The 26890-nt window shown below is 66.0% G+C and carries 24 protein-coding genes; 12 read left to right on the forward strand and 12 right to left on the reverse strand.

Annotated features, from left to right (window positions below):
* Positions 1–180: 180 nt before the first annotated feature.
* On the forward strand, positions 181–1089 hold the full coding sequence (ubiA, locus tag CG471_RS03015; RefSeq protein WP_099230531.1) for a 4-hydroxybenzoate octaprenyltransferase: 909 nt from the start codon (positions 181–183) through the stop codon (positions 1087–1089).
* Entirely contained in the window at positions 1086–2552 is a 1467-nt protein-coding gene (locus CG471_RS03020; protein WP_099230533.1) for a phospholipase D-like domain-containing protein, read from the forward strand. Before ubiA ends, CG471_RS03020 begins: the two co-directional genes overlap by 4 nt.
* On the opposite strand, the gene CG471_RS03025 is transcribed toward CG471_RS03020, so the two are convergent.
* The 7 genes from CG471_RS03025 to CG471_RS03055 all read right to left on the reverse strand — a co-directional run bounded on the left by CG471_RS03025 (position 2549) and on the right by CG471_RS03055 (position 9908).
* The gene (locus CG471_RS03025) at positions 2549–3655 is read right to left on the reverse strand and encodes a pyridoxal phosphate-dependent aminotransferase (RefSeq protein ID WP_099230535.1); all 1107 of its coding nucleotides are present in this window, start codon (positions 3653–3655) and stop codon (positions 2549–2551) included. The two genes, CG471_RS03020 and CG471_RS03025, sit on opposite strands and share 4 nt — an antisense overlap.
* A gap of 77 nt (positions 3656–3732) precedes the next feature.
* Complete coding sequence (locus CG471_RS03030) at positions 3733–4014, reverse strand: BrnA antitoxin family protein (protein ID WP_099230537.1); 282 nt, start codon at positions 4012–4014, stop codon at positions 3733–3735.
* Complete coding sequence (locus CG471_RS03035; RefSeq protein ID WP_257211407.1) at positions 3965–4249, reverse strand: BrnT family toxin; 285 nt, start codon at positions 4247–4249, stop codon at positions 3965–3967. The genes CG471_RS03030 and CG471_RS03035 overlap by 50 nt, the downstream gene beginning before the upstream one ends.
* Positions 4250–4355: 106 nt before the next feature.
* Positions 4356–7799: a chromosome segregation protein SMC gene (gene smc, locus CG471_RS03040; RefSeq protein WP_099230539.1), complete on the reverse strand. Its 3444-nt coding sequence runs from the start codon at positions 7797–7799 to the stop codon at positions 4356–4358.
* A 77-nt stretch (positions 7800–7876) separates the two neighbouring features.
* Positions 7877–8611: a thioredoxin domain-containing protein gene (locus CG471_RS03045; protein ID WP_010337523.1), complete on the reverse strand. Its 735-nt coding sequence runs from the start codon at positions 8609–8611 to the stop codon at positions 7877–7879.
* A gap of 44 nt (positions 8612–8655) precedes the next feature.
* Complete coding sequence (locus tag CG471_RS03050) at positions 8656–9324, reverse strand: thioredoxin domain-containing protein (protein ID WP_010337522.1); 669 nt, start codon at positions 9322–9324, stop codon at positions 8656–8658.
* Between the two features lie 41 nt (positions 9325–9365).
* On the reverse strand, positions 9366–9908 hold the full coding sequence (locus tag CG471_RS03055; RefSeq protein ID WP_069338756.1) for a DUF721 domain-containing protein: 543 nt from the start codon (positions 9906–9908) through the stop codon (positions 9366–9368).
* A 26-nt stretch (positions 9909–9934) separates the two neighbouring features.
* On the opposite strand from CG471_RS03055, the gene CG471_RS03060 reads away from it, so the two are divergent.
* Genes CG471_RS03060 through CG471_RS03075 form a run of 4 tightly spaced genes read left to right on the forward strand, consistent with a single transcriptional unit; the run spans position 9935 to position 14082 of the window.
* Positions 9935–11005 (forward strand): A/G-specific adenine glycosylase, encoded by a 1071-nt coding sequence (locus CG471_RS03060; RefSeq protein ID WP_099230541.1) that lies wholly within the window; start codon positions 9935–9937, stop codon positions 11003–11005.
* Positions 10992–11912 carry an NAD(+) diphosphatase gene (gene nudC / locus CG471_RS03065; RefSeq protein WP_099230542.1) on the forward strand — a complete coding sequence of 307 codons (921 nt, stop codon included), beginning with the start codon at positions 10992–10994 and terminating at the stop codon, positions 11910–11912. Before CG471_RS03060 ends, nudC begins: the two co-directional genes overlap by 14 nt.
* Positions 11913–11951: 39 nt before the next feature.
* Entirely contained in the window at positions 11952–13298 is a 1347-nt protein-coding gene (locus CG471_RS03070; RefSeq protein ID WP_099230543.1) for a TldD/PmbA family protein, read from the forward strand.
* On the forward strand, positions 13285–14082 hold the full coding sequence (locus CG471_RS03075; RefSeq protein ID WP_099230544.1) for a 3'(2'),5'-bisphosphate nucleotidase CysQ: 798 nt from the start codon (positions 13285–13287) through the stop codon (positions 14080–14082). The genes CG471_RS03070 and CG471_RS03075 overlap by 14 nt, the downstream gene beginning before the upstream one ends.
* Here CG471_RS03075 and CG471_RS03080 read toward each other — a convergent pair whose 3' ends face one another.
* Entirely contained in the window at positions 14083–14760 is a 678-nt protein-coding gene (locus CG471_RS03080) for a GDSL-type esterase/lipase family protein (protein ID WP_099230545.1), read from the reverse strand. It abuts the gene before it with no gap.
* 169 nt (positions 14761–14929) lie between these two features.
* Here CG471_RS03080 and CG471_RS03085 point away from each other — a divergent pair, with 169 nt between their 5' ends.
* Positions 14930–15886, forward strand: coding sequence for an acyltransferase (locus CG471_RS03085; protein ID WP_099230546.1), 957 nt, complete (start codon positions 14930–14932; stop codon positions 15884–15886).
* On the opposite strand, the gene CG471_RS03090 is transcribed toward CG471_RS03085, so the two are convergent.
* Complete coding sequence (locus tag CG471_RS03090) at positions 15883–16452, reverse strand: hypothetical protein (protein ID WP_099230547.1); 570 nt, start codon at positions 16450–16452, stop codon at positions 15883–15885. The two genes, CG471_RS03085 and CG471_RS03090, sit on opposite strands and share 4 nt — an antisense overlap.
* Positions 16453–16550: 98 nt before the next feature.
* A complete protein-coding gene (purD, locus tag CG471_RS03095; RefSeq protein WP_099230654.1) occupies positions 16551–17828 on the reverse strand; it encodes a phosphoribosylamine--glycine ligase in 1278 nt (425 codons plus the stop codon).
* Between the two features lie 7 nt (positions 17829–17835).
* On the opposite strand from purD, the gene xseA reads away from it, so the two are divergent.
* The 3 genes from xseA to CG471_RS03110 are packed head-to-tail and all read left to right on the forward strand — an operon-like array spanning position 17836 to position 20416.
* A complete protein-coding gene (gene xseA / locus CG471_RS03100; protein ID WP_099230548.1) occupies positions 17836–19329 on the forward strand; it encodes an exodeoxyribonuclease VII large subunit in 1494 nt (497 codons plus the stop codon).
* 23 nt (positions 19330–19352) lie between these two features.
* Positions 19353–19565, forward strand: a complete 213-nt coding sequence (locus CG471_RS03105) for a DUF2093 domain-containing protein (protein WP_037508030.1) — start codon at positions 19353–19355, stop codon at positions 19563–19565.
* Entirely contained in the window at positions 19562–20416 is an 855-nt protein-coding gene (locus CG471_RS03110) for a M23 family metallopeptidase (protein WP_099230550.1), read from the forward strand. Before CG471_RS03105 ends, CG471_RS03110 begins: the two co-directional genes overlap by 4 nt.
* A 3-nt stretch (positions 20417–20419) precedes the next feature.
* Here the strand turns inward: CG471_RS03110 and CG471_RS03115 are convergent, their stop codons facing one another.
* The gene (locus tag CG471_RS03115; protein ID WP_099230552.1) at positions 20420–20968 is read right to left on the reverse strand and encodes a hypothetical protein; all 549 of its coding nucleotides are present in this window, start codon (positions 20966–20968) and stop codon (positions 20420–20422) included.
* 388 nt (positions 20969–21356) lie between these two features.
* Between CG471_RS03115 and CG471_RS03120 the strand changes: the two genes are divergently transcribed.
* Positions 21357–24314, forward strand: coding sequence for a TonB-dependent receptor (locus tag CG471_RS03120; RefSeq protein WP_099230554.1), 2958 nt, complete (start codon positions 21357–21359; stop codon positions 24312–24314).
* A gap of 104 nt (positions 24315–24418) precedes the next feature.
* Here the strand turns inward: CG471_RS03120 and CG471_RS03125 are convergent, their stop codons facing one another.
* A complete protein-coding gene (locus CG471_RS03125; RefSeq protein ID WP_099230556.1) occupies positions 24419–25450 on the reverse strand; it encodes a hypothetical protein in 1032 nt (343 codons plus the stop codon).
* Between the two features lie 103 nt (positions 25451–25553).
* On the opposite strand from CG471_RS03125, the gene CG471_RS03130 reads away from it, so the two are divergent.
* The gene (locus CG471_RS03130) at positions 25554–26828 is read left to right on the forward strand and encodes an aspartyl/asparaginyl beta-hydroxylase domain-containing protein (protein WP_218964229.1); all 1275 of its coding nucleotides are present in this window, start codon (positions 25554–25556) and stop codon (positions 26826–26828) included.
* Positions 26829–26890: the final 62 nt, after the last annotated feature.

The raw sequence follows: 26890 nt of genomic DNA on the forward strand, positions 1-26890 counted from the left end.
AGCGTGATCAATCGTCGTCGATCAGGCGCCCGCGGCACACCCGCCAAGGTCAATGCGACCGCTGGTCTAGCGGCCAGCGAAGGAGTAAACTCGGCCAGCGTCTCGGACGGCAGTCATGAGAGCGTATGACTGCGGTGGAAGGTGCTTTCCTCGCCGTGGATCAGTCGATAATCGATCCTCATGACCCAAAGCATCGTCCCCGACAGCGAAGCGCGCGGCCTGCTTGCGCGCCTGCCGGAAACCCCGCGAATCCTGGCCTCGCTGGCCCGACTCGACCGGCCGATCGGCTGGTGGCTGCTATTCTGGCCGGGAGCCTGGGCGGTGGCGCTGGCGGGCGGTGCCTTTGTCCGCTGGCCGCTGATCCTCTGGCTGCTGCTCGGCAGCATCGCGATGCGCGGCGCGGGCTGCGTCTTCAACGATATCGTCGATCGCGACCTCGATGCGCGGGTCGCGCGCACCGCCGCCCGCCCGCTCGCCAGCGGCGCGATGTCGGTCAAGACCGCCTGGGCCTGGCTGCTCGCGCTCTGCCTGATCGGCCTGATCGTGCTGTTCCAGCTCAGCGGCTATGCCCAGGTCGTGGCCTTGGGCTCGCTGGCACTGGTTGCCGCCTATCCCTTCATGAAGCGGATCACCGGCTGGCCGCAGGTCTGGCTCGGCATCGTCTTTTCCTGGGCGGCGCTGGTCGGCTGGAGCGAGATTGCCGGCGCGCTGACCCTGCCGGGACTGTGCCTCTATGCTGGCTGCATCTTCTGGGTGCTGGGCTATGACACCATCTATGCGCTGCAGGACCGGGAGGATGACGCGCTGATCGGCATCGGCTCCAGCGCCCTGTCGATGGGCCGCCATGTCCGGGGCGGGGTGACGCTCTGCTATCTCGTCGCGCTAGCGCTGTGGGCCAGTGCCATCTGGCAGGTCCGGCCGCAGCTGCTGGCGCTGGTCGCGCTGGCGCCGATGGCGGCCCATCTGCTCTGGCAGGTCGGCACGCTGAAGGAAGACGGCACCGATCCGCTCGTCAAATTCCGCTCCAATCGTTTTGCAGGATTGCTGATGTTCCTTGCCTGTCTGGTCGTCGGGAGTGCCGGCATATGAGCATGACCAACCTTCCCACCCCCGGCGAGGATTGCTGGCGCATAGAGCAGGCGGCGCGCGCCAGCGTGATCGTCGACGCGGACAATTATTTCCGTCTGGCGCGCGACGCGATGCTGAAGGCGAAGCGCCGCATCATGCTGATCGGATGGGATTTCGATCCCGCCATCAGCCTGATCCGTGAAGATGAGGCAAAGGATGGCGCGCCCGTCGTCATTGGTGATTTCATTACCTGGCTGGTTGAACGCACGCCAGACCTGGAGATTTTCCTGCTGCGCTGGGATGTCGGCGCGCTCAAATCGATGGCGCGTCCGTCGCATCTGGTCACGACGCTGCGCTGGATGGCGCACCCGCGCATCACCGTGAAGCTGGACGGCCATCATCCGCCCGCCGCGTCCCATCATCAAAAGATCGTCGTGATCGACGATTGCTTCGCCTTTTGTGGCGGCATCGACATGACCGGCGACCGCTGGGACACGCGGCATCATCGCGACGACGAACTTGGACGTCGCCATCCCGACGGTTCGCCCTATGGCCCCTGGCATGATGCGACCACCGCCTTGCAGGGGCCGGTGGCGATGGCGCTGGGCGACCATGCCCGCGCCCGCTGGGTCGGCGCCGGCGGTGATGAACTGGCCCCGGTCGAGGGCGAATATGATTGCTGGCCCGACGCGCTGCCGGTCCATTTCGAGCATGTCGACGTCGCCATCGCCCGCTCCGCGCCGAAGATGGACGATCAGGACGAACTGATCGAGATCGAGAAGCTCTATCTTCACCAGATCGCGGCCGCCCGGCACTGCATTTATGCCGAAAGCCAATATTTCGCCTCGCGCCGCATTGCCGAGGCGATCGCCAAGCGGCTCGGCGATCCGGATGGACCGGACATCGTCATCATCAACCCGCTCCAAGCCGATGGCTGGCTGGAACAGCAGGCGATGGACACCGCTCGCGCCCGCCTGTTCGAGGCGCTCAAGGAGCGCGACCCGCATGGCAAGCTGCGCATCTATCACCCCTTCACCACGCGCGGCGCCCCCATCTATGTCCATGCCAAGATATTGATCGTCGACGATCGGCTGATCCGCGTCGGTTCGTCGAACATGAACAACCGCTCGATGCGGCTCGATACCGAATGCGACGTGGTGATCGACACCGCGCTGCCCGGCAATGACGGCCGGCAGGAGGCGATCCTGGCCATTCGCGACGACCTGATCGCCGAGCATCTCGATTTGCCGCGCGAGCGTGTGTCGGCGGTGATCGCCCAGCGCGGCCTGATCGCCGCGATCGAGGAATTGCGCACCAAGCCGGGCCGCACCCTGCGCCCCTATGAAGTGCCGGACCTGGCCGATGTCCAGGCCTGGCTCGCCGACAATGAGGTGCTCGATCCCGAAGGCCCGGACGAGATGTTCGAACCGGTCAGCGAGCGCGGTCTGTTCCGCCGGATGAAGGGCTGGTTCGGCCGGAGCTAGAGTGAGGCGAGGGCGGTGGCGATCCGCTCCGCCGCAATTGTGAAGCCCTCGGCCTGCTGCGCGAAGCCCAGCCGCATATGCGCCGGTTGGCCGAAGCAGTCGCCGGGCGCCAGCAGCACGCCCTGCGCCGCCAGCGCCTCGCACAGCGGCCGGCTGTCGCGCCCGTCGCCCAGCCAGGGGAAGGCGGTGGTGCCACCCTGCGGCCGCACCCATTGCAACCTGCCGTCGGCTTCCGCGATCAGTCGGTCGAGGACAGCGATGTTGACAGTCGCAACGGCCTTCAACCGATCGGTAATGGCCCCACTATGCTGCAGCGCATGGGTCGCGAGCCGCTCCAGCAGGGGCGAACTGCTGATCGTGAAATAACTGCGCGCATCGATGATCCGGGCGCGCTGCGCGGCGTCGGGCGCGATGATCCAGCCCATCCGCAACCCCGGCAGCGACAGCGCCTTGGACATGTCGCTGGTGACATAGGCGTTGGGGATGCCGGCGGCCGATTGCTGCGGCGCGCCGAAATAGAGCGGATGATAGACCTCATCGACCAGCAGCGGCACGCCGCGCTCGGCCAGCGCCGCCGCCAGCCGTGCGATCTCGGCGCGCGGCATCACCGATCCGCTGGGATTATGCGGCGTGTTGACCACGACGCCGGCGGTGTCGCCATCAACCAGCGCCAGGATCGCATCCACATCCTGCGCAAAGCCGGTTTCGCGGGTCAGCGCATAGTGCCGCGTTCCCAGCCCCCAGGCCTGCGCCACCGCCGCATAGGCCGGATAGCCCGGATCGGGCATCAGCATATGCGCGCCCGGTCGCGCCGCGAGGCAGAAGAAGATCGACAGGGCCTCCGACGATCCGGTGGTGACCACCACCCTGTCAGCTTCGCTGTCATGAAAGGCGGCGATCGCCGCGCGCAACGCCGCGCTCCCCTCTGGCGGGGCATAGCTCAGCACGGTGTCGTCGATCGCCAGCGGCGCGTCGCCCAGCGCGCAAATCTCCGCTACGCTCCAGCGCGGCCCGGTGCTCGACGCCAGATTATAGGCGATCGGCGGCGTCGCGAAATCATAGGCCGACAGCCAATGGTCGAGGGCAAAGGGCGGCAGGTCCATGGCACAACTCCGTGATCAGGCCACCACAGTCGACAATCGACGCCGACCGACAAGGTCCAGTCGCGGAAAGGCGGCTCCTAGAGGCCAAGCGCCTTGCGCAATTGCGCATTGATCCGGCTCTGCCAGCCCGGACCGGTCGCGCGGAAGGCGTCCAGCACCGCCTGATCGAGCCGCAGAGTCACTTGTTGCTTGGGCTGGTCCGATTTCGGCCGGCCGGGACGGGTAAGCGTGCCGGTGCCAGGACGAACAATCTTCCCACCGACCCGAAATTCAGCATGCGTGAAGAAATGGTCGTCCAGTTCCGGCGCATCATCTGGGTCGACCCAAGGCGTTTTCAAATCTGGCTCTTTCTCGGTCATTTGCATGTCCCATTGAAATGATGCGCCGTCCGTCGTCGCGTGGTGTCCACACCAAAATTACCGCCCTGCCATGGAGATAGCCATAGGTGATGAACCGATCCTCACCATAGTCCTTGCGGTCGTCCAGAGCTGTCAGTTCCGGCCCTTCGAACAGCGTAAGCGCATCAGCAAAGTCCAGCCCACGCTCTTCCAGCGTTGCCTGCCGTTTGGCGGGATCGAAACTGATGTTCATCATTCCACCTCACCGTTGAGGATTATCCGTTTTTTATCGGCGGGGTGGAAAATGCCATTGCCAAAGTCGCATAATAGCGGTGAGTCGTCAATATTTGTAACTACAAAAACTATTGCGCCGCCAGCAGCGCTTCGGCGCCGTGCAGGTTGACCGACACCAGCCGGCTGACGCCGCGCTCGACCATGGTGACGCCGAACAGGCGGTGCATGCGCGCCATCGACACCGCATTATGGGTGACGATCAAGTAGCGGGTCCGGGTCTGGGCGACCATCGCGTCGAGCAGGTCGCAGAAGCGCTCGACATTGGCATCGTCCAGCGGCGCGTCGACTTCGTCCAGCACGCAGATCGGCGCCGGATTGGTGAGGAACAGGCCGAAGATCAGCGCCACCGCGGTTAGCGCCTGTTCGCCGCCCGACAACAGGGTCAGCGCCGCCAGCTTCTTGCCCGGCGGCTGGGCCATGATCTCCAGCCCCGCCTCCAGCGGATCGTCGCTGTCGATCAGTTCCAGATGCGCCTGGCCGCCATTGAACAGGGTGGTGAAGAGCCGACGGAAATGGCCGTCCACCGCCTCGAACGCGGCCAGCAGCCGCTGCCGCCCCTCGCGGTTGAGGCTGCCGATCGATCCGCGCAGCTGGTTGATCGCCTGGGTCAGTTCCGCGCTTTCGGACCGGCTGGTCGCTTGGATCGTCTCCAGTTCCTCCAGTTCCTGCGCCGCGACCAGATTGACCGGGCCGATCCTCTCGCGTTCGGCCGAGAGACGATCATGTTCGGCCTGCTCGCTCTGGGCGATGCGGATGTCGGCGCTGGGAAAGCCCAATTTTTCTGGCAGCACCGGAGGTGGGCATTCGAACCGCTCGCCCGACAGGCGATTGGTCTCGATCCGCCGCTCGTCCGCCGCCTCTGCCCGCGCCACCGCCGTCGCCCGCGCCTCGCGCGCGCCGGCCAGCGCCTCGCCGGCGTCGGCCGCGCGCTTTTCGGCTGCCATCTGGGTGGCTGCGGCCTCGATCTCGGCGCGGCGGGCCTGTTCGGCGCGTTCGACCTGCGCCTCGCGCTCCTCGGTCAGCGTGGCGATGCTGGCGCCCAGCGCCTCGGGCTGGCCCTCGATCGCGGCGCGCTCCTGCACCACCGTCTCGCCGCGCGATGCCATGGCAGCGATGCGCTTGGCGGCCTCGCCGGCGCGGGTATTCCATCCCTTGGCCTCGGCATCGGCCGCCGCCATGCGCTCGCGGTCGCTGGACAGTGCCCGGTCGGCCAGCGCCTGATCGGCCTGCAACTGGCTGACCGCCATGCGTGTCTTCTCGCTCGCCTGCGACAGCGCCGCCACCTGCGCCCGCGTTTCGGCACCATCGGGCAGGGCGGCCCGCGCGGACGATGCCTTGTCATGCTCGGCCTGCGCCGCCGCTTGGTCCCGCCGGGCCTCGGCCAGCCGTTCCTCGATCGCCTCGCGCTTGGCGCTCAGCCGCTCCAGCGCGCCCGCCGCCTCGTCCGCCGCGCGCAGCGCCGTGCGCAGCCGCTGGTCCGCATCGCTCAATTTGGTGCGGCCTGTCGCCAGCGCATCCACTGCCGCCTTCTCACGCGCGCCAGCCTCGGCCTGCTCCGCCTGTGCCGTCTCGACCGCCTGCGCCGCTGCCGGACGCGCAGCATCGATCGCCTCCAGCCGGTTGATGCGGATCAGCCGTTCGGCGGCCGCCGCGCCGCCCTCGACCGCGACATAGCCGTCCCAGCGCCGCAATTGCCCATCCAGCGTCACCAGCCGCTGGCCGACCTGCAGCGCCTGGCCGCTATCCTTCTCCACCACCGCCACCTGCGCCAGCCGCCGCGCCAGCGCCGCGGGTGCGGTCACGTGCGCGGCCAGCGGGCTGGCGCCGTCGGGCAAGCCGGGATCATCCTTCAACGCTTCAGCGCCCGCCCAGCGGCGCGGCCCTTCCGCCCCGATCGGCGCCTCCAGATCATCGCCCAGCGCCGCCGCCAGCGCCCGCTCATAGCCCGGTGCAGCCTTCAACTGGTCGAGCGCCCGCGCCCGGCCGCTGCCGCCAGTATCGATGGCCTTGCGCAGCGCCGTCGCCTCGCTGTCGAGCGCCGCCAGCGCGGCCCGTGCCGATGCCAGCGCCGCCTCCGCTGCCGACCGCGCCTCGCTCGCCGCCTGCCGCTCCGTCTCGGCCGTCGCGATCGCTGCCTCCGCCGCCTCGCGATCGTGATTGGCGCGGACCTGCGCCGCCGCCGCCTCGTCGCGCTTGGCTTCCAGCGGCGCGGCATCGGGCAAGGCTGCCGCCTCCCCCTCCAGCCGTCGCATCGCCTGCTCCGCCCGGCCCAGCCGGTCACGCGCCGCCGCCAGCGCCGCCTCGGCGACGCGCAGCTCGGCCTGCTCGCCCGCCTGCTTGGCCATCGCCCTGGCCAGCTCCAGCTCGGCATCGCGCGCACCATCCTCGGCGCGGGCGATGCGCGCGGCGAAATCGGGACGCATCGCCTCGGTCTCGGCAATCCGGGCCTTCAGGCTCGCAACCTCGGCCGTCAGCCGCGCAATCGCCTCGGCCGCGTCATTGGCCAGCGTCCCCTCGCGCTCGCGATCCTCTTCCAGCCGCGCCGCCTGCTGCGCCAGGTCATGCAGCCGCCGCACCACCCCGTCACGCTCGGCCTTCAGCGTATTGAGCTGGTGGCCGGATTCGCTGGCGGCATCGCGCGTCGCCAAGGCCTCGGCCCGCCGCTCGGCCAAGGCGGTCACGGCCGCACTGCTATGGACATTGGCCGCCGTCAGCGCCTCCTGCGCCGCGCCCACCGTCGCCTCGGCCAGCTTCGCCTCGGCCCGCGCCGCTTCAGCACTGGCATTGGCCTCGCGCCAGCGGGCGAAGATCACCCGGCCCTCGGCAACGCGTATCTGTTCGGACAGGCGAATATAGCGCTCCGCCGCGCGCGCCTGGCGCCGCAAATTGCCGGCGCGACTGTCCATGTCGGCCAATATCTCGTCCAGCCGGGCCAGATTGCCCTCGGCCGCGCGCAATTTCTGCTCGGCATCCTTGCGCCGGACATGCAGGCCGGCGATCCCCGCCGCCTCTTCCAGCATGGCGCGCCGTTCCTGCGGCCGGGCGGCGATGACGGCGGCGATCCGCCCCTGGCTGACCAGCGCCGGGCTGTGCGCGCCGGTGGCGGCATCGGCGAAGATCAGCGCCACATCCTTGGCGCGCACATCCTTGCCATTGGCGCGATAGGCGCTGCCCGCGCCGCGTTCGATCCGGCGCGTGACTTCCAGTTCGCCATCGGCGCCGACATCGACCGCGTTGAACAGCTCGCCCTGTTCCTGGATGGTCAGCAGCGACACTTCGGCAAAGTCGCGCTGCGGCCGGCTGGTGGTGCCGGCGAAGATCACATCCTCCATGCCGCCGCCGCGCATGGACTTGGCGCTGGATTCGCCCATCACCCAGCGGATCGCTTCCAAGAGGTTGGACTTGCCGCAGCCATTGGGGCCGACAATGCCGGTCAGGCCCGGCTCGATGCGCAATTCGGTTGCATCGACGAAGCTCTTGAAGCCCGAGAGCTTGAGCCGTTTTATCTGCATGGGGAAACGCCGGGGCAGGGTGCCGCCCCGGTCTCCTTGGGCCTCAGGCCTTCAGATGTCGCCCCCCCTTGCGCCAATCAGATACCCGCTTCCTTGAGCTTGTTCTTCAGCACCGGCCAGGACGAGGCATTTTCGACCACCACGCCATTCATCAGGAAGGTCGGCGTGCCGGAGATATTATATTGGGCATTGGCCGCTTCGACGCCCTTGGCCAGCTTCTCGGCAGTTGCCGTGTCGGCCAGGCACTGCTTGGCCTGGTCCTCGGCGATGCCGCGCTGCTTGGCATAGTCAATGAGGCCCAGCGCGTTGGCCAGCTGGCCGAAACGCTGCGCCGGCGGCGCCGACACCATCGCCTGATAGGGGGCGTCGCCCAGGCCCTGCGCCTTTTCGAACATCGCGCTCTGATTGGCGAAGAACTGTTCCGACAGCGGATAATAGATGTCCTTGCCGCCGCAACGGGCCAGCAGCGCCGTCGTGATGTCGATCGGATCGCGGACATAGACGCGGAATTCGTAGCTGATCTTGCCGCTATCGACCATCGCCTTCAATTCTTCCGACGATTCATGGGCGAAGTCGCGGCAGTGGCTGCAGGTGAAGGAGCCATATTCGACCAGCTTCAGCTTGGCATTGGGATTGCCCATCACGAAATTGCCTTCGGGCGTTTCGGCGACGGTTTCCGACCAGCTGGTGCCGGCGGGCGCGGCCACGGCGGCGATCGGCGCGGCGGAGGTTGCATTGCCCTCATCCTTCTTGCCGCAACCGGCAAGCGTCAGGGACAGGGCGATAAGGGCAAGGCCGGACAGGACTTTCACGACGGGCGACGCTCCGAATTATGGATAGTTGGGGACGGTTTAGATCAGCGGGCGGCTGCGGGCAATGCGGCCTTGAGCAACTCCCAGGTCGATCCCTGGACCAGCGTGCCGTTGACGACGAAGCCGGGCGTGCCGGTGATCTTGACCTTGTTCCACGCCTCGTCGGTCATCGCCAGGATCGCCTTTTCCGAAGCCGGGTCGGCGATGCAGGCGTCGAGCTGCGCATTGGTGAAGCCGCGCTTGTTCATCAGCGTATAGAGGCCGGTCTTCTGGCCGATGTCGCGCAGCGCCGCCTTCTGCTCGGTCGGCTTGGCCGCGCCCTTGTCGTACGCCATGATCTGCTCCATCCAGGCATCCTGGTTGGCGAACAGCGCCTCATGATTGCCCATGAAGCGCTTGGCGCCGCCGCAACGGGCCAGCAGCGCGGCGGTCAGGTCATATTTGTCGCGCACGGCGTTGCGCACTTCGGCGCTGACCTTGCCACCCTTCACATAATCGGCCTTCAGCGATGCACTCGCGTCATTCACGAAATGCGCGCAGTGGCTGCAGGTATAGCTCACATATTCGACCAGCTTGGTCGGCGCGGCGGGGTTGCCCATGACATGGCCGCCGATCGGCGAACGCACCACCTGCGCGACCCAGTTGGGCGCGGCGGCGACGGCGATGGCGGGAACGGCGATCAGGGCAAGCAGGGAAAGGCGGAACTTGGTCATGGGGCAGTCCTAAGGCATCGCCCCGGACGGGGCGGGTTGCATCAACCGATCTTGGGCAGGCCATTCGAATTCGCAAGCCCCTGTGCCAGCGATTCGAGGACTTTGCGCAATTCCGGATCACCGATGTCGCGCAGGGAGTCCCCCAGCTCGACCGGAATGGGTTTGAGGTTGCGGGGCGGCGGGCGCCGCTCAACCGGCGCGGGGCCGACCATGCCCTGCTTCATCGCCACCTTGGCGACGGCGGCATAGCCGAAGAAGCGGTTCACCCGCTCGATGATGTCGGGCAGCGCATGCTGGATCATCGGCGCATGGCCGCTCATCACGGTGAGTTGCAGCGTGCCGCCCGATTTCTGGCCGACCGGGAAGCGGATCGACTCGGGCGCGGTGATCGCGGCATAGTCGGCGCCGACGATATCGTTCCAGCGGGTGACGATGCTCGACTGGACGAAACCGAACTTGCGAAAGGCGGTGCGGCCGATCTCCGGCATCAGGTCGGCGATCGCGCGCGGCGCACCCACGCGGGGGCGCTCGGCCGGCGGCGCGGCGCGGCTCGTCTTTTTCGCGGTCGGGGGGCGTTCCGTCATGGCGCGCTACATGGCATAGGGCCGCCATGCGCGTCGAGATGTCGGGTTCAAAAATCGCACGGGATCTGCTGGCCCATTATGACGTCCATGCCCGGCGCCTGCCCTGGCGTGCGCCGCCGGGGGCCAATGCGGCCGATCCCTATCATGTCTGGCTGTCCGAAGTGATGCTGCAACAGACCACGGTCGCGGCGGTCGGCCCCTATTTCGAGAAATTCACGGTCCGCTGGCCGACGGTGGAGGATCTGGCCGCCAGTGCCGACGCCGACCTGATGGCCGCCTGGGCGGGGCTGGGCTATTATGCCCGCGCCCGCAACCTGCTGGCCTGCGCCCGCGCCGTAGTGGCCGATCATGGCGGCCGCTTCCCTGACACCGAAGAGGCATTGCGCGCTCTGCCGGGCCTGGGCGCCTATACCGCCGCCGCCGTCGCCGCGATCGCCTTCGGCCGGCGCGCCGTGGTGGTCGACGCCAATGTCGAGCGGGTGGTCGCTCGCCTGTTCGCGATAGCGACGCCCTTGCCCGCTGCCCGGCCGGCCATCCGCGCCGCCGCCGACAGCATCACGCCGGACCTGCGCGCCGGTGATTTTGCCCAGGCGATGATGGACCTGGGCGCCACCATCTGCACCGCGCGCAACCCGGCCTGCGGCATTTGCCCGCTGCGTCAGGATTGCGCGGCGGTGCGCACTGCCGATCCGGCCGCCTTCCCGGTCAAGGCGCCGAAAAAGGCCAAGCCCCATCGCCTCGGCCATGCCTGGTGGATTGAACGCAGTGATGGTCAGGTCTGGCTGGTGCGCCGCCCGGACAAGGGATTGCTGGGCGGCATGCGCGCGCTCCCCAGTTCCGACTGGAACGCTGCGCCCGACGCCACGCCGCCCTTCGCCGCGCCGTGGCAGACCATCGATCCGCCGGTCGCCCATGTCTTCACCCATTTCTCGCTGGCGCTCAGCGTCCACACTACCCATGTGGGGCCGGACCATGTGCCGGCGGGCGCGGGCGAATGGTGGCCGCGCGACCGGATTGGCGAGGCGGGGCTACCCACCCTGTTTGCGCGGGCGGCCGATGCGGCGATGAAGGAGTTGACGGACGATGCACGGAACTGACCCCCAAGCGCACGGCCTGCCCGGTTTCGTTGGCGGCACGCTCGACCGGGTCGATCATATCCGCAGCAATCCCGCGCTCCATGCGCAGGCTTTTGCCTCGCCTGACGCCTGGCTGCTGATCCTCGAAGGGCTGGAGCCGGTGACGGACGATCATGGCCTGGCCCTGGCGCCGCTTGGCCCCGACGCCCGGATCGAGGAGCATGTGCTGCTCGGCGTCGATCTGCATAACCGGCCGATCTTCGCCCATCTGGTCGAGACGCTGGAACAGGGGCCCAATGCGACGCCGCGATCGCGTGGCCTCGCCGATCTCGTCTCCGCGTCCGATGTCGCGCTCTACGGCACCGCGCGCAGCCTCGTCTTCTGGCATGCCCGGCATCGTTTCTGCTCGGTCTGCGGTGGGCCGACCCATGCGCACAAGGCCGGCTGGGCGCGCCGCTGCGAATCCTGCGGCTCCGAACATTTCCCGCGCGTCGATCCGGTTTCGATCATGCTCGCCGAGCATGAGGGCCGTGTCCTGCTCGGCCGCCAGCATAGCTGGCCGCCCGGCCGCTATTCCGCGCTCGCCGGCTTCATCGAACCGGGCGAGACGGTCGAGGAAGCGGTCGCGCGCGAACTGAAAGAGGAAGCCGGCATCACGGTTCATTCGGTCCGCTATGTGATGAGCCAGCCCTGGCCCTTTCCGTCCTCGCTGATGATCGCCTGCGTCGCCCAGTGCGACGATCCCGCGCTGACCCTGGACGAGACCGAGATCGAACATGCCTTCTGGTGCGATGCCGATGGCGTCGCCGCCGCGCTGGCGGGCGATCCCGACGCGCCCTTCCTCGCGCCGCCGCGCATGGCGGTTGCCTGGCACCTGCTCGACCATTGGCTGCGCGGCGCGGTTGCCCCGTCCGACGCAAGGGCGTAAGGCCCGGCTTCGTCTTCACTACAGGATCGACCTCCCCTTATGCTCAGCCTCGAAGAAGCCCAGTCGCGCGCGCAGGATCTGGTGACGGCGGCGCGCAAGGCGGGGGCGGACGCGGCCGACGCCATCTATGCCTGCAACGCCTCGACCACGGTGGCGGTGCGGCTCGGCGCGCTGGAGGATGTCGAACGGTCCGAGGGCGAGGAGATCGGCCTGCGCGTCTTCATCGGCCAGCGTTCGGCCAGCATTTCCGCGTCGGACATGAACCCGGCGACGCTCGCCACCCTGATTGATCGCAGCATCGCCATGGCGCGCGAAGCGCCCGAAGATCCCTATGCCGGCCTCGCGCCGGAGGATCGGCTGCTCAGGAAGCGCGCGCCCTCGCTCGACCTGGTCGATGAGGAAGAGCCTGAACCCGCCGCGCTGCGCGAACGTGCGCTGATCGCGGAAGAAGCGGCGCGCAGCATTCCCGGCATTACCAACAGCGAAGGCGGCGGCGCCGCCAGCGGCCGCAGCCAGGTCGCGCTCGCCACCAGCCATGGCTTCGCCGGCGCCTATGCCGCGACCAACCATTCGACCTGGGCCAGCGTGCTCGCGGGCAGCGGCGCCGACATGCAGCGCGACCATGCCAGCCATGCCAGCCGCCATCTCAAGGATCTGGACGATGCCGAAGCGGTCGGCATGCGCGCCGGCCAGCGCGCGGTCGCCCGGCTCAATCCCGGCAAGGTCGACAGCGGCGTCATGCCGGTCATCTTCGATCCGCGCATCGGCTCCAGCCTGGTCGGTCATCTGATCGGCGGCATGGTCGGCCCGGCGATCGCCCGCCGCTCCAGCTTCCTGCTGGATTCGCTGGGCGAAACGCTGTTCGACAGCAAGATCACGATCATCGACGATCCGCTGCTGCTGCGCGGCCTGCGCTCGCGTCCGTTCGACGGCGAAGGGCTGCCGGTCGAGCGTCGTGCGCTGATCGAGGATGGCGTGCTGACCGGCTGGCTGATGGACAGCGCCTCGGCCCGCCAGCTTGGCCTGGAACCGACCGGCCATGCCAGCCGGGGCGGTGCCGGTGCGCCGGGCGCGGGCATCACCAATGTCCATATGGAAGCGGGCAGCCTGTCGGTCGGCGAACTGATGGCCGATGTGAAGCGCGGCATCTATGTCACCGAACTGATCGGCATGGGCGTCAATGGCGTCACCGGCGACTATAGCCGCGGCGCGGCCGGCTTCCTGATCGAAAATGGCGCGGTCGGCCCGGCCGTGTCGGAAATCACCATCGCCGGCAATCTGAAGGACATGTTCCGCACTCTGGTGCCGGCCAATGATCTGATGTTCCGCTATGCGATGAACGTGCCGACCCTGCGCGTCGACGGGATGACTGTTGCCGGCGGCTGAGCCTCTGTTGCCGGCCGTCGTCGCGGCGGTCACCGATGCGGCCGATCGCGCGCTGGCGCTATGGGCCGATGGCGAGACGCGCGTGCGCCAGTGGGAAAAAGTGCCCGGCCATCCGGTCTGCGAGGCGGACCTGGAAATCGACGTCATGCTGCGCGAACGGCTGGCGGCGATCGATCCGCAGGCCGGCTGGCTGTCGGAAGAAACGGCCGATACCGTGCATCGCCTGGGCGTATCGCGCGTCTGGGTGGTCGATCCGATCGACGGCACCCGCGACTATCTGCGCGGCCGGCCCGGCTGGGCGGTCTCGGTCGCCCTGGTCGAGGATGGCGCGGTCCGTCTGGGCATCCTGGCGGCACCCGCGCGCAAGGAATTGTGGATTGCGCAGGCAGGGCAGGGGGCGACCCGCAACGGCGTGCGGCTCCATGCCGGCAATCGCACCATGCTGCCCGGCGCCCGCGTCCCCGCCGACCAACTGCCGCGCGCCGACCGCGATCTCGTTACCGTGGACAAGCCCAACAGCATCGCGCTGCGCATGGCGATGGTCGCCGCCGATGAGGCTGATCTGGTTGCCACCGTGCGCTGGGGCAATGAATGGGACGTTGCCGCCTCCGCCCTGATCGCGCAGGAGGCCGGCGCCATCGTCACCGATGCGCTGGGCGATCCGCTCGCCTTCAATCGGCCACAGCCGGTCGCCTTCGGCCTGCTCTGTGCGGCGCCGGGCATCCATGCCGCCGCCGCCGCCCGCCTCGCGCCGCGTGCGAAGGAGATATTGGGCAAGGCCTGATCAGCCGGCGCAGGCCTTCACCGACTTCTCCGGCAGGACGTCGTTCAGCTTGGCCCGCACCACATCGGTCCAGATGCGATAGCCGGCCGCATTCATATGCACCTTGTCGGCCTGATAATTGTCGCCCAGCCTGCCGTCCTTCAGCAGCGGGGTGGTGATGTCGGCATAATGGACATTCTGCATGTGCGGGATCAGCCGCCGGGTCGCATCATTATAGATTTGTTGCTGCGGATAGATCGCCCAGCGCCCCGGACTGGGCTTCATCGACAATATGATGACCGGCACATCGCCCAGCAATTGCGTCCGCATCTCCAGGAAGCGCGCCAGATCGTGGAAGATCGGCCGCAGCTGTCGTCCGCCCGCCAGGTCATTCTCGCCGGCATAGAGGATGATCGCCGCCGGTTTTGGCGTTCCCGGCTCGATATTGGCGAAACGCGGCAATATCTCGTTGAAGGTGGCGCTGTTGATGCCGCGATTATGCGCGATCCAGGGCGCCATGTCCTTCTCCAGGCTGGTCCAGCGCTTGATCGACGAACTGCCCACGAACCACAGGGCGCACGGCCCCTCGCGTCCCTGCCCATCCGGCAGGGTCTGGCTGGCGTCGCGATAATGGGTGAAGGCGAACCAGCCCCCGACTATCACGCAAAAAATCGACAGGGCCAGCAGACGCTTGCCCAATGGGGAATCCAGTCTCTGCAAGATGACGGCGACCTTCCTGCTAATGGCCGAAGTCTAAACGATATTTTCCTTAAGAAAAGATGGCTGCGGCGGAATGAGCGGACGCAGATTTTAAGATAATGGCAATCTTGTAACGCTATCGTTTCAATGCCCAATTTGTGAGCATAACGTGACCAAGAATCCGTCGGTCGACCTGCTGAAAGGCTTGCTGATCCTGCTCGTCATGGGCGGGCACGCGATGGAATTGACGCATCAGCAGCATGTCCTGCTGTGGATCGGTTCGGGTTTTCGCATGCCGTTGATGATCGGCATTTCCGGCTATCTGCTCAACGTCACCCGCACCCGCTCCATGCCGACCGGTGAGATGTTCAGCCGCTATGGCCGGCGCATGCTGCTCCCTTGGGCGGTGGCAATGCTCGTCTACTGGCTCGCCAGCGGCGGCCTGCTTTCCTGGCAGACGCCGCTCGACCTGCTGCTGCGCCCGCCCTTTCATCTCTGGTATGTGCCGGCGCTGTTCCTGTTGATCCTAGTGACCCGATTGCTGCCGTTTTCGCCGCTCTTGCTGCTCGCGATCGGCGCGCCCGTCAGCCTGGCCACCATGTACAGTTTCGGCCTCGACCATGGCGCGGTCGGCGGCAGCCTGTTGTCGCCCGACAGCCGCTTCCTGCGCTATCCGGTCTATTTCTTCTTCGGCATGCTGATGGCCGAACGGGGCATGCCCAAACGCTATCTATGGCCCGTGCTGCTGGTCGGGGCGCTGGGGCTGTTCTGGTGGTCGGATCTGTATGGCACCGGCAATGCGCTCGCCTTCGTGCCCGCCCGCTTGCTGATGTGTCTGGCGCTGATCGCGCTGCTGCCCAGCGTGTCGGCGGTGCGCCTGCATTTCGGCCCGATCAACCGGATCGGGCGCGAAAGCCTGTTCTTCTATCTCTGGCACCCGCTGGTGATGGGGCTGGTGGCGATGCTCGACCCGCATGGCGCCGTCATTCTCGCTGGTGCGGTGCTGTTGCTTTACATCGCCAGCGCGCTTGCGGGGCAGGGGCGACTGCCGCCCCTGTTGCTGGGCGCGGTGCCGCAACGCAGGCCGGCCCCGGTCGCCATGCAACCGGAACCGATCACGATCTAGATCTTGCCATATTTCGCTTCGAAACCGGCAATGTCACCAGCAGCGAGATATTTGGCCTGGTCGATCCACTGGTCGCGCACCGGGCGTCCCTTGAAATTGCCCAGCTTCGTGTCGATCGCGGCGATGTCGCTGTCGCTCCAGCCGGCGATCTGGGCATAGCGCGTCACGCCTAGATCGGTCAGAAGGGCGCCCAGCTTGGGGCCAACGCCCTTCAGCTTCAGCAGGTCGTCGGCGTCATCGCTCGGTGCCGCGACGGCAGGCGATGCCGGGATCGGTGCAGGGGCCGGTTCGACCACGGGGGCGGGCGCAGGGGCTTTCTCGATCACCGGCTCGACCGCGACCGGCTCGACGATCACGGGATCGACGACCGGCACCGGATCGGGCGTGGCCACCAGCGGCGCCACCGCGAGCTCGGCAATCGGCTCGGCGGCCACGGGCGGTGCCACCGGCGCGGGGTCTTCCACCGCAGCCGACTTGCCCTTGCCCGACAGCAGGAACACCAGGCCGATCACGACCAGCAGCGCGATCAGCAGCCACAGGCCATAGTCCATGAAGAATTCCTGCATCGCCCTTTGCCTCCCGGAATGGATATGTCGCCCTATTTAAGGACGCTTGGCGGCGCGGGACAAGGGGGACATGTCCCGATCCCGCGCCGGTTTGGCCCTTATTGCGCCTCGCGGGCGACCTCGCGCCAGCCAATGTCGCGGCGGCAGAAGCCGGTCGGGAAGTCGAGCGCGTCGACCGCGGCATAGGCGGCGGCCTGCGCCGCGCCCACCGTATCGCCGGTCGCGGTGACGTTCAGCACGCGGCCGCCATTGGCGACGATCATGCCATCCTTCTCCGCCGTGCCGGCATGGAAGACGCGGGCGCCCTGTGCTTCGGCTGCGTCGATCCCCTTGATCGCGCCGCCCTTTTCCGGCGTGCCGGGATAGCCATTGGCGGCCATCACGATGGTCAGCGCGGTGCGATCCGCCAGCGCGACCGGCCCTTGCTCGGCCAGCCTGCCTTCGGCCACCGCCAGCAGCAATTCGACCAGATCGCCGTCGAAGCGCATCATCAGCACCTGGCATTCGGGGTCGCCGAACCGGGCATTATATTCGATCAGCTTGGGGCCTTCCTCAGTCAGCATCAACCCGGCATAGAGCACGCCCGAATAGGGCATGCCTTCGGCCGCCAGCGTCTCGACCGTCGGCTTGATGATCCGCTCGATCACCTGCGCCTCCAGTTCGGGCGTCAGCACGCGCGCCGGGCTGTAGGCGCCCATGCCGCCGGTATTGGGGCCGGTGTCGCCATCGCCGACGCGCTTGTGATCCTGGGCCGAACCAAAGGGCAGGATCGCGCTGCCGTCCGTCAGGGCAAAGAAGCTCGCTTCCTCGCCGGTCATGAACTCTTCCAGCACCACTTCCTCGCCAGCCTTGCCGAACGCGCCGGAGAACATGGTGTCGAGCGCGTCGAGCGCTTCCTGCCGCGTTTCGGCGATGATCACGCCCTTGCCCGCGGCCAGGCCATCGGCCTTGATCACCACCGGCAAAGTGAAATCGTCGAGCGCGGCGATCGCGCCATCCTTGCTGGTGACACGGATGTAGCCGGCGGTCGGGATGTTGGCGCGCTGGCACAGATCCTTGGTGAAGCCCTTGGAGCCTTCCAACTGCGCCGGCTTCTTGTCGGGGCCGAACACGGCGACGCCCATGGTGCGCAGATTGTCGGCCAGGCCGTCGACCAGAGGCGCTTCCGGCCCGATCACCACCAGCGAAATCGAATGGCGGGTGCAGAAATCGAGCACCCCGCGATGATCCGTCGCGTCGAGGTCGACCAGCGTGGCATGCTGGGCTATGCCGGGGTTGCCAGGCGCCGCATAGAGCGTCGAGAGGCGTGGCGATTGTGCCAGCTTCCACGCCAGCGCATGTTCGCGGCCGCCGCCGCCAAGCAGAAGGATGTTCATCTCGGCCATGTCCCCGGAATTTGATGCCTATGACAGTTCGGGCCGCCTGTTAGCCGAGGAAAGGGCGGGGGACAACGCGCCGCCGCTCAGTGTCAGCGAATTGTCGGGCCTGTTGAAGCGCACGGTCGAGGATCGCTTCGGCCATGTCCGCCTGCGCGGCGAGATTTCCGGCTTCAAGCGCGCGGCCTCGGGCCATCTCTATCTGGCGCTCAAGGACGACAATGCCGTGCTCGACGGGGTGATGTGGAAGGGCGGGGCTCAGCGGCTCGCCTTCCAGCCGCAGGACGGGGTGGAGGTGATCGCCACCGGCAAGCTCACCACCTATCCCGGCCGGTCCAAATATCAGATCGTGATCGACCGGATGGAGCTGGCGGGCGAAGGCGCGCTGATGGCGCTGCTCGAAAAGCTCAAGGCCAAGCTGGCGGCCGAAGGGCTGTTCAACCGCGACCGCAAGCGCCGCCTGCCCTTCCTGCCGCGCACCATCGGCGTCGTCACTTCGCCCACTGGTGCTGTGATCCGCGACATTCTCCACCGTCTGGCCGATCGCTGCCCGACCCAGGTGCTGCTCTGGCCGGTGCTGGTCCAGGGGCAGGGCGCAGCCGAACAGATCGCCCGCGCCGTGCGCGGCTTTTCCGCCATGGACGGCAGCGGCCCGCTGCCCCGGCCCGATCTCGTCATCGTCGCGCGCGGTGGTGGCTCGATCGAGGATTTGTGGAGCTTCAACGAGGAAATCGTCGTCCGCGCGGTCGCCGAATGCTCGATCCCGACCATTTCGGCGGTCGGGCATGAAACCGACACGACCTTGTGCGACTATGCCGCCGACATGCGTGCGCCCACGCCGACGGCCGCCGCTGAAATGGCGGTGCCGGTCCGCGCCGAACTGCTGGCGATGCTGGGTGAAATGGGCCTGCGCTCGGGCCGGGCGGTGCGGCGCGGGGCGATGCAGGCACGCGAGCGGCTGGAGATGCAGGCGCGGCTGATGCCGACGCCCGACACGTTGCTCGCGCCGCAGCGGCAGCGGCTCGACCTGCTGTCCGACGGCCTCAACAGCGGCCTGCGCCACCGGCTGGTCGATGCCCGCGCCCATCTGGGCCAGGTCAGTGGCGCGCTGCGGCCGGCCTTGCTGCGCCAATATGTCAGCCGCGCGGCCGAGCGGGTCGACCGGCTGCGGCTGCGCCCCGACTATCTGACCCGCGTCTATCGTGACCGCGCCACCGCCTTCGATCGCCTCTCGCGCCTCTTCACCTCGGTCAATCCCGATCTGCCGTTGCAGCGCGGCTTTGCTCGGGTGATGGCGGGCGATCGGTTGATCCGCTCGGTCACCGATGCACAGGCCGCAGGCCAGGTCAGCCTGCACTTCGCCGATGGCGCCGTGGCCGCCGCGATCGACACCGCCGCGCCCCTTGAGGCAGCGCCCGCGCCCGCTATATCCGCCCCATCCCGTCCCGCGCGCAAGCCGCGCGACACCGTCGAAGGCGGCCAGCAGGATCTCTTTTCCTGATGCGCCGCAGAAAGGCCTGATTCATGTTGATGTCCAACCGCGACCGCCCGGCCCGGCTGCATTATATGCCTTACAGCTTTCGCGTGCTGCAGGCCGGCGACCATGTGCTGTGCGCCGTGTCCGGCCAGCGCATCCCGCTGGAGGATCTGCGCTACTGGTCGATCGCCCGACAGGAGCCCTATGCCAGCGCCGCTTTGTCGGTCGAGGCGGAATTGAAGGCGCGCCCGGCCGGATGATCCGTCGCGCTGCTGTTTTGCTGGCGGTCGCTGCGCTGCCGCTTGCCCCGGCGATGCTGCGCGCGGCGCCGGCTGTGGTGGCTGGACCCGATTTCATCCTGTCCGGCCCGGCGATCCAGGGCGGCACTTTGCTCGGCACCGCGCCGGCCGGCACGGTCGCGCTGCATTTTGGCGATCAACTGGTGCCGGTCGATGCCGATGGCCGCTTCCTGATCGCCTTCGATCGCGACGCGCCGCCGCCGGCGAAGCTCAGCGCGCGCCTGTCGGATGGCCGGGTGATCGATCGTGCCCTCATCGTCGCACCGCGCGAATGGCGGCTGGAACGGATCAACGTGCCGCTCCGCCCGACCAAAAGCAGCGAGGCCTTCCTCGCCCTGCGCAAGCCCGAACTGGAGCAGATCGCCGCTGCGCGCGACAAGGTGACGGACGCGCAGGGCTGGCGCCAGACCTTCATCTGGCCGCGCCTCGGCCGGATTTCCGGCCTGTTCGGATCGCAGCGCATCTATCAGGGGCAGCCGGGCGCCTATCATGGCGGCGTCGATGTTGCCGGCGCGACCGGCGAGCCGGTGGTGGCGCCGGCGGACGGGGTGGTGATCCTGGCCGCCGATCATCCCTTCACGCTGGAGGGCAATCTGCTGATGATCGACCATGGCCATGGCCTCAACAGCGCCTTCCTGCATCTGTCGCGGATCGACGTGAAGCCCGGCGACCATGTGGCACAGGGGCAACGCATCGGCGCGATCGGCGCCACAGGGCGCGCCACCGGACCCCATCTTCACTGGGGCATGAAATGGAACGACGCGCGCATCGACCCGCTGCTGCTCGCCGGGCCGATGCCGCAACCGCGATAGGGATCAGCCGACCCGCTTGAGCCGCACGGCGCGTCCGCCCTCGACCTTGCCAAGGAAGCTGCCGATCGCCCCGCGCTTGATTTCGATCGTCATGCCGGGCTTCGGATCGCGGCCGGTAACGGCTTCGGTGGTCATCCACTGCGCGCCATCCTCCAGGGTGATCAGCCATTTGCCATAGCCCATGCTCTTCACCGCTGAGATTTTCGCCTCGATCTGCGACAGGCCTTCGGCCTCGGGCGTGTCCGTCTTGTCATCATCGCCCCCCAGGAACGGCAATTTGGGGAAGGAGAAGCCGAACAGCGTGCGTCGGGTCTTGGTCAGTTCGCTCTTGTCGAGCACGACCACCTCGTCGCGCTGCGCGGCACCATCCATCGCGGCAACCTGCCGATCGAAGCAGGCCAGGCGCGTTTTGTCGTCCGTGATTTCACGACATTTCAGAAGGTCGGTGAAAATTTCGGGCTTGGGCTGCTGGCGAGGGGCGGCGATGCTTTGGGTTGTCGCCAGGCAAAGGGAAAGGGTAAGAAATAGGCTTGAAATGGCCTTGATGGGCATGATTCTTTCTCGCTCGCCGGATTAGGACCGCAGCATGCACCGGCCTGAAAGAAGGTCAAGGGCGGTCGGGTCGGTGTAGCGGTGATGGGCTCTGGGTCATATTATGCCCGCTGATTTGCTCGCAAATGCAGCATTGCTGCAATCATTTCAATAACCGTGAAATTATCTTGCTTTGCGAGCGTAAAATTGCGTGTGTTGCGCCTTGTTGCATTTTTGATACAGCCCTGTCCAAAAGCGGCAAAGTGCGATTTCCCGCGCTTTACAGCGGCTTTCCCACCGCGCAGGTTCCGCCAATCCATACGGGGGGATCGCTGTCGGGCACCATATCCCCTTGTAGGTACACATGAAGGCAGGTGACTGCCCAACTCCAGAGCAAGGGACTGGAAACGTGAAGACATTTTCGAAGAGGGCACTGCTGCGTGCCAGCGCCGCTCCGGCGATCCTCGGTGCGTCGCTGATCGCGACGGCCGCGTTCGCGCAGGATGCGCCGCAGGCTGCCGATGCGGAAGCCGCCGACACCATCATCGTCACCGGCTCGCTGATCAAGAATCCGAACCTGGCCCAGTCGACGCCGGTCCTGGCGACCACGTCGGACGAAATCGAACTGAAGCAGAGCAGCAACGCTGAACAGTTGCTCCGTGAAATTCCGGGCGTCGTTCCCAGCATCGGTTCGGCCGTGAACAACGGCAACGGCGGTGCATCGACCCTCGATCTTCGTGGCCTGGGCTCGAACCGCAACCTTGTCCTGATCGACGGCCGTCGCATGGTGCCTTACGGCCTGGGCGGCGTTTTCGATCTTAACAACGTTCCGCTGGCTCTCGTTGAGCGCGTCGACGTGCTGACCGGTGGTGCATCGACCACCTATGGCGCTGACGCCATCGCCGGTGTAGCCAACTTCATCCTGAAGAAGGACTTCTCGGGCTTCGAAGCGAACGTTTCGGAACAGCTGACCGAACAGGGCGACGGCAACACCTTCCGCGCCGACGTCACCATGGGTGCGAACTTCGATGATGGTCGCGGTAATGCCGTGTTCAGCATCGGTTATCAGGAAGTCGATCCTGTCTATCAGGGCGACCGTTCCTTCTCGAACACCTATCTGGAATCCTATCTTGCAGAGTGTATCTCGTGCCAGGGTTCGGGCACTGCCACGCCTTCGCGCATGACCGTGCCGGGCAGCGGTACGCTGCAGGTTTCTCCGGACGGCAGCTCGCTGGTTCCGACCTACTCGCGCTACAACTTCAACCCGTACAACATCTTCCAGACGCCGTTTAAGCGTTTCAACATGTTCGGTCAGGCCAATTACGAGATCAGCGACTCGGTCAAGGCCTACACCCGGGGCATGTTCTCGAAGAACACGGTCAACACCATCATCGCTCCGTCGGGCGCCTTTGGCCTTTCGGTCGTGGTTCCCTACAGCAACCCTTATCTGACTGATGGCATCCGCAACCAGTTCTGTAACGGCAATGGCCTGACCGCCGCGCAGTGCTCGGCTGCTGCCGCTGCAACGGATCCGAACGATCCGAACTACCGTACCTTCAGCACCACGCTGTCGCGTCGTGCGGTCGAAGCTGGTCCGCGTATCTCGGAATTCAAGACCACCTTCTTTGACTATGCACTGGGCTTCCAGGGCGACATCGGCTCGCACCTGAGCTGGGACGTCGGTGGCTCCTATGGCGAATCGGAGCAGGTTCAGACGCAGAAGGGCTACACGCTCAACTCGCGCGTTCGTAACGCGCTGCTGGCGACCAACACCACCACCTGCCTTGACGGGTCGGATACGTGCGTTCCGCTGAACATCTTCGGCCCGACCGGTTCGATCACGCAGGACATGGTCGACTATCTGACTGCCAACAGCCAGATCACCACCAAGACCACCCTGGCCCAGGCGCACGCCACCCTGAGCGGTGACTTCGGCGTGACCTCGCCGCTGGCGTCGAACCCGATCGGCTTCGCCGTCGGTGGCGAATATCGCAAGTATACCGCGTCGATCGAATCCGACCTGCTGTCGCAGGCGAACGATCTGGGCGGTGCTGGCGGTGCCCAGCCGAACGTCGACGGTGGCTTCGACGTCTATGAAGCCTATGGCGAACTGATTGCCCCGCTGATCGAAGACCGTCCCTTCGCGAAGCTGCTGTCGGTCGGCGCTGGCGTTCGCTACTCCAGCTACTCGGTCGACGCGCCGAGCAGCCCGAGCTACGACACCTGGACCTACAAGTTCGAAGGTAGCTGGGCTCCGGTCGCTGACCTGAAGTTCCGTGGCAACTATTCGCGCGCCGTCCGTGCGCCGAACGTTTCGGAACTGTTCACCCCGCAGACCATCGGCCTGACCAACCTGGCCTCCGACCCCTGCGCCGGTACCAACCCGGTCGGCAATGCCAACCTGACGGCGATCTGTATCGCTCAGGGCGCGCCTGCTTCGACCATCGGTCTGATCGAGCAGCCGTCGGCTGCGCAGGTGAACAACCTGAGCGGCGGCAACCTGAACCTCAAGCCGGAAACTTCGGACAGCTGGGGCGTTGGCGCCACCTTCACGCCGACCTTCCTGCCGGGCTTCAACGCCACCATCGACTATTATAACATCAAGGTGAAGGACGCGATCACCACCCCGACTCCGGGCGACGTGATGGACGCTTGCTTCGGCAACGTCACCGCAGCCAGCGCCTCGAGCGCCGCCTGTCTGAACATCGGTCGCGGTGAAGATGGCAGCATGAACGGTCTGGTTGCGACCGGCCTGTACATGCCGCTGTCGAACCTGGGCCGCCTGAAGACCGACGGCATCGATCTGTCGCTGAACTACAAGCATGAGTTCAACTTCGCGACGCTGAACCTGTCGTTCAACGGCAACTGGACGAACAGCTCGACCTTCCAGTCGAGCCCGGAATCGGCGAGCCGTGACTGCGTTGGCTACTATTCGGTCAACTGCGCCTCGATCCAGCCGAAGTTCTCCTGGTCGCAGCGCACGACCTTCACCTTCGGTGATGTCGACCTGTCGCTCCTGTGGCGCCATATCGACAATGTGAAGTTCGAGCCGCAGCAGCTGGCTGACGATATCCAGGCCGGTCTGGACTCGGGTTGCGAAGACCCGGCCGGTGCGGATCCGGATGGCTGCGTGGTTGACTCGCAGTTCCGCAAGATCAAGGCTTATGACTATTTCGACCTGACGGCCCGCGCCGCCGTGTCGGATAACGTGACCCTGACCTTCACCGTCATGAACATGTTCGACAAGAAGCCCCCGATCCTGGGTGGTTCGGTTGGTTCGACCGCCTACAACAGCGGCAACACCTATCCGTCGACCTATGACGCTCTGGGCCGTCGCTTCGCCGTCAGCGCGAAGATGAAGTTCTGATCCTGATCGGAACCATCTGAACAAAAAGAGAGGCGGATCGCAGGATCCGCCTCTTTTTTATTGTCCAATCGATATTGCGTCGGCGCTGGGCCGGCGGGTTCGCCTTATCCGGTCAGGCCATGGTCCAGTTGCATCGGTACTTCAAACCGCGTCGCCAGTTCCTCGGCCCAGCGCAGCACCATCGCGATCTCCTCGCCATGGGCGGCGATCGCCTGCCTTTTGTCGTCGCTGCGCCGTTCGCTGCCAAAGGCGTTGCCCGTCTTGCTGTCGGTGGTGAAGGCGGGGCCGGCCAATATCGCATCGATCCCGCCGTCGTCGGTCGACAGGCGGAAATGGCGGATCAGTTCCGTCATGCTGCCGGCCGGGTCAGCCATCAGCCGGTCGCTGTCCAGGGATCGCACACGATCAGGGCCGAGTGACTGCAGCAGTGCGGCAAATTGCGCCTTCTGGGCCAGCCATCCCACTGCAGCCACCTGCAGGTCGGTCAGTTCCAGATAGTCGCTCTGTTCAAAGCCGAAGGGTATGGCGCCGTCGCGTATCTGCTTGATCAGCAATTCCCGCGCCCAGCGGCGGCTCCACAGTCCCTTGCGGGCGATGGAGGAGAGATATTGTTCCAGCGGCGCGTAGAGCAATAATCCCTTGGCATCCGGCTTCATCGCCATCATCGCCGGGATCAACCCGTTGACGAGGTTGGAGGGTTTGATGATCATGGCTTCGCCGGCCACGAACGGACGGGCAAGCAGGCCCAGCCCCTGATCCATCACCATCGCGATCTGCCGTCCCGTGCCGCCCCGATGGCGCCAGCCGACCATGTCGTTCAACAGAACGGGTTCCTTAAGCGTCGAAGCCACGCCCGGTCGATCCAGCGCGCGTGCGAGTAGCGTGGAGCAGCAATAGGCCGAGTGAAAGATAAAATGTATCGGCGCCGGAGCGCGCGCCTCAGCCAGCATTGCGCTGCGGGTAACCACCAATGGTGGATCGGGTTTCAGATATTCGTCGGTCAGGAACGTTGCGGACGCGCGTTGTTCGCGGTCCACATGGATCAGATGAAGCCGGTCCTGTCGTTCATCGTAACGGTGCGCCAGCCAGGCCGGATTGCGGGCGATCGCGCCCATGTCGGTGACCTTGTCATTCATTGCCGCAGCCATCGCATGCTCCCCTCGGAACGACAAGCGTCCGACCGCCGATTTCGGGTTGCCGGATGGCCGGCCCTTGGGCAGTTTCGGTGCAGGGGGAATGATGATGACGACAATGGTGGAAGACTATTTGCGCGCTGCCGATGGTGCGCGCAGCCGGGGGGATCGCGCCGAGGAAGCGCGGCAGTTGGACGCCGCATTGCGGCAGGCAGACAGTTCGCCGCAACTGCTCAATCGGCGTGGCATGCTGGCCCTTACAATGGGGCAAGCTAAAGAAGCTTTTGGCTTTTTCGAGCGGGCGGCGCAGCTTGATCCGAAGGAGCCGGCGCTGTGGATGAATCTTGCGACGGCGGCCCGCGGTGCGGGGAACAGCGATGGCGAACGGCGGGCGCTGGCACAGGTGGTCACGCTCGACCAGACTCATTTTATGGCCCAGCTAAGGCTGGCGGAATGGGAGGAGCGGGCAGGAGAGTTGGCGGCTGCGACTCAGCGCTGGGGCAACGTCCTTGCACTGGCGTCGGCTTATGACGATCTGCCGCCAGCCTTGGCTGATCGTTTGGCCGAAGCCCGCAGCTTCGTTGCACAGCGGATGTCGGGTTTCGCGCAAGAAATGGATGCCGCGCTTCAGCCGGCTATGGATGGGCTTGATCCTGCCGAGACACGACGGTTCCAGGCGGGCATGGACCGGCTGCTGGGGCGTCGGCGCATCTATCATAATGAATGTTCGGGTCTTCATTTTCCGTTTCTGCCAGCCGATGAATTTTTCGACCGCTCTCACTTCCCATGGATGGCGCAGCTTGAGGCGAAAACCGATGCGATCCGCGCCGAACTGCTCAACCTGCTTGAAAATGGCGATGACCTGCTCCGCCCTTATGTCCGGCTGGAAGATGGAACGCCGACGAACAAATGGACGGCACTGGACCAGTCGCTTGACTGGGGTGCCTGTTTCCTGTGGGAATATGGTCGTCGCAATGATGCGGTCTGCGATTTATGCCCGGAAACGGCCGCCATCCTGGAGTCGCTGCCGCGCAGCGACATCGATGGACGTGCCCCTTCGGCCTTTTTCTCGCTGCTGCGGCCGCATGCTCATATTCCGGCGCATACCGGCGTCACCAATATCCGCACGATCATCCATCTGCCGCTGATCGTGCCGCCCGGTTGCCGCTTCCGTGTTGGTGGTGAAACCCGCGCCTGGGTCGAGGGCGAAGCCTTTGCGTTTGACGATACGATCGAGCATGAAGCGTGGAATGAAAGTGACGCCCTGCGGGCTGTCCTGATATTTGACGTTTGGAATCCGCATCTTACGCCGCTGGAGCAACAATTGTTGGCTCGCTATTATGCAGCTGCAGATCAGAGTTCGCATCGGCCGCCGGAATAAGGACGCGCAACGCAGTTGTGACTTGCTGTGATGCGGCATTTATATCAGGATTATTGCATGGA

This window comes from Sphingobium sp. IP1, assembly GCF_002708645.1.
GTDB classification, from domain to species: domain Bacteria; phylum Pseudomonadota; class Alphaproteobacteria; order Sphingomonadales; family Sphingomonadaceae; genus Sphingobium; species Sphingobium yanoikuyae.